This window comes from Romboutsia weinsteinii (genome assembly GCF_002250835.2).
In the GTDB taxonomy this organism is placed as follows: Bacteria; Bacillota; Clostridia; order Peptostreptococcales; family Peptostreptococcaceae; genus Romboutsia_A; species Romboutsia_A weinsteinii.
Genome location: NZ_NOJY02000090.1, coordinates 1 through 7,477, shown reverse-complemented (window position 1 = coordinate 7,477; position 7,477 = coordinate 1). Strand labels below are relative to the sequence as shown.

General features: G+C 30.1%; 7 protein-coding genes and 1 pseudogene. 3 read left to right on the top strand and 5 right to left on the bottom strand.

Translation table 11 applies throughout. The features are described 5' to 3' along the window. From CHL78_RS19050 to CHL78_RS19035, 4 genes and pseudogenes are all read right to left on the bottom strand, one after another. Positions 1-1,196: pseudogene (locus CHL78_RS19050) on the bottom strand (D-proline reductase (dithiol) proprotein PrdA); the annotation flags it as partial. Positions 1,197-1,213: 17 nt separating this feature from the next. Further along, the gene (prdC, locus tag CHL78_RS19045; protein ID WP_274541871.1) at positions 1,214-2,500 is read right to left on the bottom strand and encodes a proline reductase-associated electron transfer protein PrdC; all 1,287 of its coding nucleotides are present in this window, start codon (positions 2,498-2,500) and stop codon (positions 1,214-1,216) included. Between the two features lie 322 nt (positions 2,501-2,822). Beyond that, positions 2,823-4,580: a sigma-54 dependent transcriptional regulator PrdR gene (gene prdR, locus CHL78_RS19040; RefSeq protein WP_094369684.1), complete on the bottom strand. Its 1,758-nt coding sequence runs from the start codon at positions 4,578-4,580 to the stop codon at positions 2,823-2,825. Between the two features lie 181 nt (positions 4,581-4,761). Then, positions 4,762-5,529 carry a polysaccharide deacetylase family protein gene (locus CHL78_RS19035; RefSeq protein ID WP_094369683.1) on the bottom strand — a complete coding sequence of 256 codons (768 nt, stop codon included), beginning with the start codon at positions 5,527-5,529 and terminating at the stop codon, positions 4,762-4,764. Positions 5,530-5,660: 131 nt separating this feature from the next. On the opposite strand from CHL78_RS19035, the gene CHL78_RS20895 reads away from it, so the two are divergent. The 3 genes from CHL78_RS20895 (at position 5,661) to CHL78_RS19025 (ending at position 6,848) form a co-directional block, all read left to right on the top strand. Beyond that, positions 5,661-5,828, top strand: coding sequence for a hypothetical protein (locus CHL78_RS20895; RefSeq protein ID WP_158540738.1), 168 nt, complete (start codon positions 5,661-5,663; stop codon positions 5,826-5,828). Between the two features lie 120 nt (positions 5,829-5,948). Then, positions 5,949-6,155 (top strand): alpha/beta-type small acid-soluble spore protein, encoded by a 207-nt coding sequence (locus tag CHL78_RS19030; protein ID WP_094369682.1) that lies wholly within the window; start codon positions 5,949-5,951, stop codon positions 6,153-6,155. 156 nt (positions 6,156-6,311) lie between these two features. Further along, on the top strand, positions 6,312-6,848 hold the full coding sequence (locus CHL78_RS19025) for a DUF4364 family protein (RefSeq protein ID WP_094369681.1): 537 nt from the start codon (positions 6,312-6,314) through the stop codon (positions 6,846-6,848). Between the two features lie 2 nt (positions 6,849-6,850). On the opposite strand, the gene CHL78_RS19020 is transcribed toward CHL78_RS19025, so the two are convergent. Continuing rightward, on the bottom strand, positions 6,851-7,477 hold a 627-nt coding region (locus tag CHL78_RS19020; RefSeq protein ID WP_147295857.1), incomplete at its 5' end, for a YncE family protein.

Below are 7,477 nucleotides of genomic sequence, written 5' to 3'. Positions count from 1 at the left end.
TCAACGTTTGGTTGTGCTCCTAATGTACCAACAGGCTCAACTGGTAATATTAAGTTATCATGCATTGCCCCTTGACCCATTATTTCTTTTATTACTACAACCTTTTTCTTACCAGGTCTCTTATATTGAACTAATTCCTCAGTATCTACTACTAAAGCTTCATCAGCTTTCTTTAAAGCTTCTCTTATTTCTTGAGTTATGTAGTCACTTGCAACGTGAGCAGCTAAAGGTCCTGGTCTTTCCATGTTAGTACCAGCTTTTATTGTTACTTCAGTTTTGATGAATATATCACCTTTGTCTGGAGCTCCAGGTCTTCCCCACATTATGTTAGTTTCTAGTACACCTTCAGAAGAACCGAATTCACCTATTTGAACTCCATTTTCATCTGTACCAGTTACCATCATTATAACTCCATCTAATACTCTAGTTGTACCAGATCCTAATTCTCCCTCTTCCTTAGTAGCAATAGGTTGAACATCCATTACAGTTTCACTGTAAGTATCATATTTATCTGGAGTTACTATTTCTAACTTAAGATCAACTACTAACTCTTGAGTATCTACAGCTTCTTTAGCTATATTTTCTGGAGTTCTTATATATAAAGTAGTTCCTTCTATTTTAGTTTCTTCAGCAAATTCAACTTTTTCTATTTTGAAGTGCTTTTTAGTTAAAGTTCTTACAACCTTAGCTTCTTGAACTTTTTCTTCTACTTTTTCTATTTGTTGAGCAGGTGCTTCTATTTCTACTGTTTGTGCAGTTTGAACTGGTGATACACCCATTTGAGCTGCTATAGATAAAGGTATTTCTAAGTCTATATTTCTACCTTCTCCTATGTGTATCTTTATTGTTTGACCAGCTGATGCTTGAACTGGAGCAACAGGTGCTACTGGTGCTATTTCAGCTACAGCAGGCTTAACTTCTTGTGCTACTTCTACTTCTTTTGATACTACTCCATCTAGTACATCTCTAGTTAATGGTGTTAATGCATCTACAGTTTTAGTTAATTTAGCTCCTAAAACTTCCCCTATTGTTAAACACTCTGATGATATTGTTAGTAATCCTGAATCTTCTAAATCTCCGAATATAGCAGGATCTTCTAAATTTGATGGTTCGATCACAGTTCCCGCTTCAAATCTACAGCAGCATACTGCTGGATCATTTTCATGGGCTTTAGCTGTTTCTACAGTTATTGACATATTAAAATACCTCCTCGTTATTTTTTTCTTCTATATAATCTATGGCCAGAGGCTCTTAATACGTGGTCCGTACTATGGTATACAGGCAATCCTAACCTAGGTGCCACTTGCATCACTGTGTTAGTTCAATCCTCACAGTTTCCTATTAATACGGCCTCAGCGCCTTGACTCTTTAGCTTTAGAACTTTTTCAGCTTGACCTGGGCATATACCTGGAAGGTCACATCTAAATCTTCCATTTACCTCTATCATTCTCTTACATTTTGTTTCTGCTACTACTTCTGCTCCCATTAATGAAGCAATTTCTTTTAATCTATCCTCTTGTGCACCACATTCACAAGCAATTATTCCTAATTTTCTAGTTTCTTGCGGTAAAGGCATAGATACTAGTATTCCACCTAATGTTTTTGTTACTGGACTAGACTCTTCTCCATGTCTCCCTGTAAAAGGTCCTCCAATAACTATTTCTCCATAAGGTTCAATAAGTCCGCCACATTCATCAATAAAATGTTTAATCGGCATACCTATTGGTACATCGAAGAATACTCTACCTTCATTTTCTGCACCTTTTACTCTTCCACCTACAGTTATATCTTTTGTTATAACCGGCTTTCTATCTTCTATTGCCTCAACTACACGTTTTATAGTTTCAACATTAGAAATTATAGCCTTAGCTTCTGAAGGAAGTGTTCCTGGAGTTAATTCTACTCCTAATAATTCCCTTATTATTACTCTTTCATCTCCAGCAGGATACATGTTAGGTAAATATTTAATTTCTATATTAGGTTCATTTTTACAAGCTTTTCCTAATGCCATTAAAGCTTTTCTATACTTAGTTTTTATAGCAATATATGCTTTACTTGCTTTTGTTATTTCAAGCATATATTTTAAGCCCCTTACTAATACTTCAGGATTTTCTTCTAAAAATTTAATATTATGATCTAATACCGGTTCACATTCAGCTGCATTTGCTATAATGTAGCCACCCTCTATTGCCCCTTGTAACTTGACATGTGTGGGGAATCCTGCCCCTCCAGCACCAACTACTCCAGCTTCTTTAATTGCTTCAAGATATGTATCAGTATCTTTTATTTTTACATACTCTTTAGGTTGATTTTCATCTGCTTCTACAAATAGTGTGCTGTCTGTTATATCTACAACTTTTCCATACACACTAGAATGTATATTAGCACCTAAGCCTTGAGGCTCAGCTATTAATTGTCCAGCCTTCACAGTCTCACCAACTTCTACTATTGGCTTACAAGGTGCACCTACATGTTGTCTTAGTTCTATTCTAAGTACTATAGTAATCACCCCTGTCAACTTTTCTCACTTTTATATAAGCATATTCTATGCCAAAAGTTATAATTATATATTTTTTCTATAGTTGTTACGATACATAAGTGTATTTTTCAATATTATAGCTAATTATTTTTTTATCAATATTTATATTATCAATAATAATTAGGGAAAACGTTAAAATAAAAACAGTAAAAAAGTGTCTATTAATAGACACTTTTTTACTGTTTTTTTTGCTTTATATATCTAACGTACTTATTATTAGCTAGTTTTGAATTGTAAATTCATGAATTGTCAAATTTTAGACATGTGTCCGTTTTTAGACACTTTATGTTTTGCTATATTCTATATCGTTTTGATCAATTTTATAATATAGAGTTGTCCTAGGTATATTTAATATTTTTGCTGCCTTTGCCTTATTTCCTTTGGTCAATTCTAAAGCTTTGCTTATTACTCTATTTTCTAACTTCTGAGTTAATTTTACTAAATCTAAATCTCCATCATCATCTTCATTAATATAGGATGATTCTGTTATATAACTAGGCAAGTCCTCTACCTCTATTACATCTCTCTTTGAAAGAACTACTAGATTTTCTATTGTATTTTTTAACTCTCTTATATTTCCCTTCCATTTATAACTTTGAAGTATGTTTACGCTTTCCTTAGTAATCCCTATTACTGACTTTTCATTCTCTTCGCAAATTTCTTTTAAAAAATTATGTATTAATATCTCTATATCTTCTTTTCTCTCCCTTAGAGGTGGTAAGTTTATCTCTACAACGTTCAGTCTATAGTATAAGTCTTCTCTAAACTTTCCTTCCTTTACTAAATCTGATAAATTTTTATTTGTAGCACATATTACTCTAGATTTTATTTTTATAATTTTTTCTCCACCAATTCTCCTTACTTCTTTTTCTTGTAAAACCCTTAACAACTTTGCCTGCATATTCATAGGCAAGTCTCCAATTTCATCTAAAAACACAGTCCCATTTTTAGCTAGCTCAAAAATACCCATCTTACCTTTTTTACTTGCGCCAGTAAATGCGCCTGATTCATATCCAAAAAACTCACTCTCAAATAATTCATTAGGTATTGCACTACAGTTTACAGGTATAAACTGACCTACTTTATCGCTATACTCATGTATCGCTCTTGCAAATACTTCTTTACCTGTCCCACTTTCACCAAATATAAGTATACTGCTATTAGTTTTTGATACTCTTTTTGCTACTTCTTTTTCTTTTTCCAGTTTATAACTTTTACCTAAAACCTTATCAAAGCTCCCCTTTGATAGATTCTTAACTTCATCTTGTAAATATTTTAATGTATCATTTGCTTTTTCAAGCTCTATACTTAATTTTTTAGCTTCTGTAATGTCTACCTCTGTACATACAACTCCTAAAAACTCACCTTCAATATATATAGGATTTGCGTGTACTAGCCCGTATAAATCTTCCTTATCACAAGAACAATAAACATCACTCATACTTTCTTTTGAGTTTAATACTCTTTCTGATATAGTATGTCGTAAAAACTCATGTATTGGCCTTCCAACTATTTTACTCGATAATATACCATATCTTTCTTCCATAAATTTATTCCATAGAATTACTATACCTTCTGCATTTATCGCACATATTCCTTCTTTTATTTCTCCTACTATATGCTTAACAGTTATTCCATAGTCTTCTAATTCCATATATAAATAGTCACGAATATGATTTTGATTTAAAACTCCCACTACTTTTCCATCATCTAAAATAGGAAGTATACCTATTTTATTTTTTATCATCATATTTCTACATTGATTTATATCTATTCCCTTACTGGCATATATAATATCTCTACTCATAACATCTGCAACAATTACATTTTTGTAGTTATCATTCTGATTAGAAATTTTATGTATATCTGTCATAGATATTATTCCTTCAATCTTTTCTTTATTATTTATTACTACTAAGGCTCTAACATTTGCTTTTATCATCTCCTGTATAGCAATATTTAAATTCGTATCCTTATTTATACATGTAAATTTTTCATCCATAACTTCTTCTACCATTTTTAATTCTGGTATAGAAAACATAATAATTCCCCCTTAAAAAACTTACTATGTATAATATACTAATACAAATTGAAATTTTTGTTTATAGTATTTTCATTTTTTTATTTATTTTATTAATAATTATTTAAATAATCCTTATTTTATAATGTAAAAATAGTAAACAGGACAAATCAAATAATTATTTGCTTCATCCTGTTTAAATCTAATCTTCTATATTTTTTTGAACTCCGTTTGAATTTATAGTGTAATTATCTTTGTAAATTAATTCTGATACTGGAACAATTTCATATCCATCTTTTTTTAATCTTGTAATTATATTATCTAAGTACTCACTTACATAGCTTACATTTGCATGGAATAACACAATAGATCCAGGTTGAACTCCTTTTACTACTCTATCAATTACATGGTTAGGACCTATTTCTTTCCAGTCTAGAGAGTCTACATCCCATTTTATAACCTGATATCCCAAAGACTCACAGATATCCATTGATTTGCTATCTATCTCCCCAAATGGAGGTCTGTATAATTTAGTTTGATTACCTGTTATGTTAGAAATTTTTTCTGATGTAAGTTCTATTTCGTTTGTTATATCTTCATCTGATAGTGCAGTCATATTTGCATGTGTATTTGAGTGATTGCCAATCTCATGTCCACTTTCAGAAAGCTGCTTTACTATCTCTTTATTGTCATCAACCCAGCTTCCTACAAGAAAAAATGTTGATTTAATATTATGCTTTTCCAAAACTTCCATTATAGTCTTCATATTGTCAGTTCCCCACGCTACATCAAATGTCAAAGCTACTTTTTTATCTTCTGTGTCTACCCTATATATAGGTATTTGACTATTTCCATTTACAGAGCATATGTACTTTATTCCATAAACCAAAACAAATACTAAAACTAAGGATAATCCAAAGAAAACCACGCTAGACATAAAAGCTTTAGTTCTTTTAAATTTTCTGTTCATATCGCACCCCCTGTGATTAAATTTATCCCTATATTTTAAATTTATTTTTTTTATTTCAAAAAATTACTACAAACTTATTTTTTTTATTTGGGAAGATTATATTTAAGACTTATTATAAAGGTGGTGTATTTATGTCACATATCAGAAGTACTTTTACTAATCTTAAAGGACATCAAATAGAAAGTTCCAGAAGAACTATAAAAGTTGATGAAAGATACTACCAAAGAGAACCTCATGGCATTCAACAAGGTATCAGAAAAGATAAAAAGATAAAAATGAACCACAAGATTTATAATTAAGTTTTTTATTACATTTATTTCCTAATTTTTTCTGAATACAATCTCTGTTATTTGGTTAAATTAGTATTACAACACATTAAGTTGTGTTGTAATAACAATCATCTTAAGGAGGAATTTACTATGTCAAGCTCAAACAATAAAACTGTTGTACCAGCAGCTAAAGCTGCATTAAACCAAATGAAATTAGAAATAGCAAACGAGATAGGTTTATCAAACTATGATAGTGTTGATAAAGGTAACTTAACAGCTAGACAAAATGGATATGTTGGTGGTTACATGACTAAGAAATTAGTTGAAATGGCTGAGCAACAAATGGCTGGCAAATAACAGTAAATTTTGACACAAAGAAAGAGGAGGCTACCTTAAGAGGTAGCCTTCTTCTTTATATCTTAGATAAAAATAATATTAATCAATTTGTACTTTTATTTTTATATATTTTGGTTTAATATATTATATAGAAATAGTTTTACGGAGGATGATACTATGTTTGAAAACTCATCTCAAGAATTAGCTTATCATAAATTGCTAATTTTATATATTTTAGATAAAATCAAAATGGATTTGACTAATTCTCAAATAACTCAAGTTATTTTAGAAACTGAAATGATGAATTATTTTTCACTACAACAGCTTTTGTCACAGCTAATGGAATCTAAGTTTTTAACTATTTACAAAGATTCTAACAGAGAATATTATTCACTTACTCAAAAAGGTCTTGAAACATTAGAATATTTTTTATCTAGACTACCTGAGAATATTACAAAAAGAATAGATGAGTACATAACTTCTAATAAAGAGAATTTGTTAGCTGATACTCAAGTAAAATCTAGCTTTGTTAAACAAAGTAATAATGAATTTATAGTTAATCTACGAGTTATAGAGAATCAAGCTAACTTAATAGATTTAAATTTAAATGTTTCTTCAGAAAAGCAAGCTAAGCTTATTTGTAATAATTGGAAAAACAATGCATCCTATATGTATGCAGAAGTTATAGATTTGCTTATACGAGATATTGATTAAGCCTACATACATACTATAGTTGTAGGCTCTTTTCCTACCTTTATCTCTTTTACCAACTGATTGTTGTTTGTACTGTATACTTTAATTGAATTTTTTTGTGTATCAGATACAAATAAAAATTTTTCATCTTTAGATATTTCTAATCCTTGAGGGTTTCCGTCCACATCAATACTTCCTAGATACCTTCCCGTATCATAGTCTAAAATTCTAATATTTTTGTACCCTAAATCAGTTATATATATTTTTCTACTACTATAGTTAAAACAGATTTCTATAGGCAATAAAAATTCATCCAAAACTTTTATTATACTCATATCATTAGTATCTAGTATGACTAACTTCCCATCTAATGTTGATGTATATATTTCCTTTCGTTTTTTATCAATTTCAATATGCCATGCTTTAAAATCTATATCTACCTTTTTTTCAATATATTTGTTTAATACATCTATACATAGTATTGAATTTATACAAGGCACATATAGCTTATTAGTTTCGCTGTCAAAATCAAATCCATGAGGCATGTTATCTACACCTATTATACCAACAGGATTTAACGTATTTTTATCTAGTACATATATACTATTGGAATCTTCATTTGATATAAACAACTCATCATTGCATCGAAC

Coding starts and splice junctions, on each gene's coding strand:
- CHL78_RS19025 (WP_094369681.1), top strand. CDS start 6,312: ATGTTTGAAAACTCATCTCAAGAATTAGCTTATCATAAATTGCTAATT.
- prdR (WP_094369684.1), bottom strand. CDS start 4,580: ATGTTTTCTATACCAGAATTAAAAATGGTAGAAGAAGTTATGGATGAA.
- CHL78_RS20895 (WP_158540738.1), top strand. CDS start 5,661: ATGTCACATATCAGAAGTACTTTTACTAATCTTAAAGGACATCAAATA.
- CHL78_RS19030 (WP_094369682.1), top strand. CDS start 5,949: ATGTCAAGCTCAAACAATAAAACTGTTGTACCAGCAGCTAAAGCTGCA.
- CHL78_RS19035 (WP_094369683.1), bottom strand. CDS start 5,529: ATGAACAGAAAATTTAAAAGAACTAAAGCTTTTATGTCTAGCGTGGTT.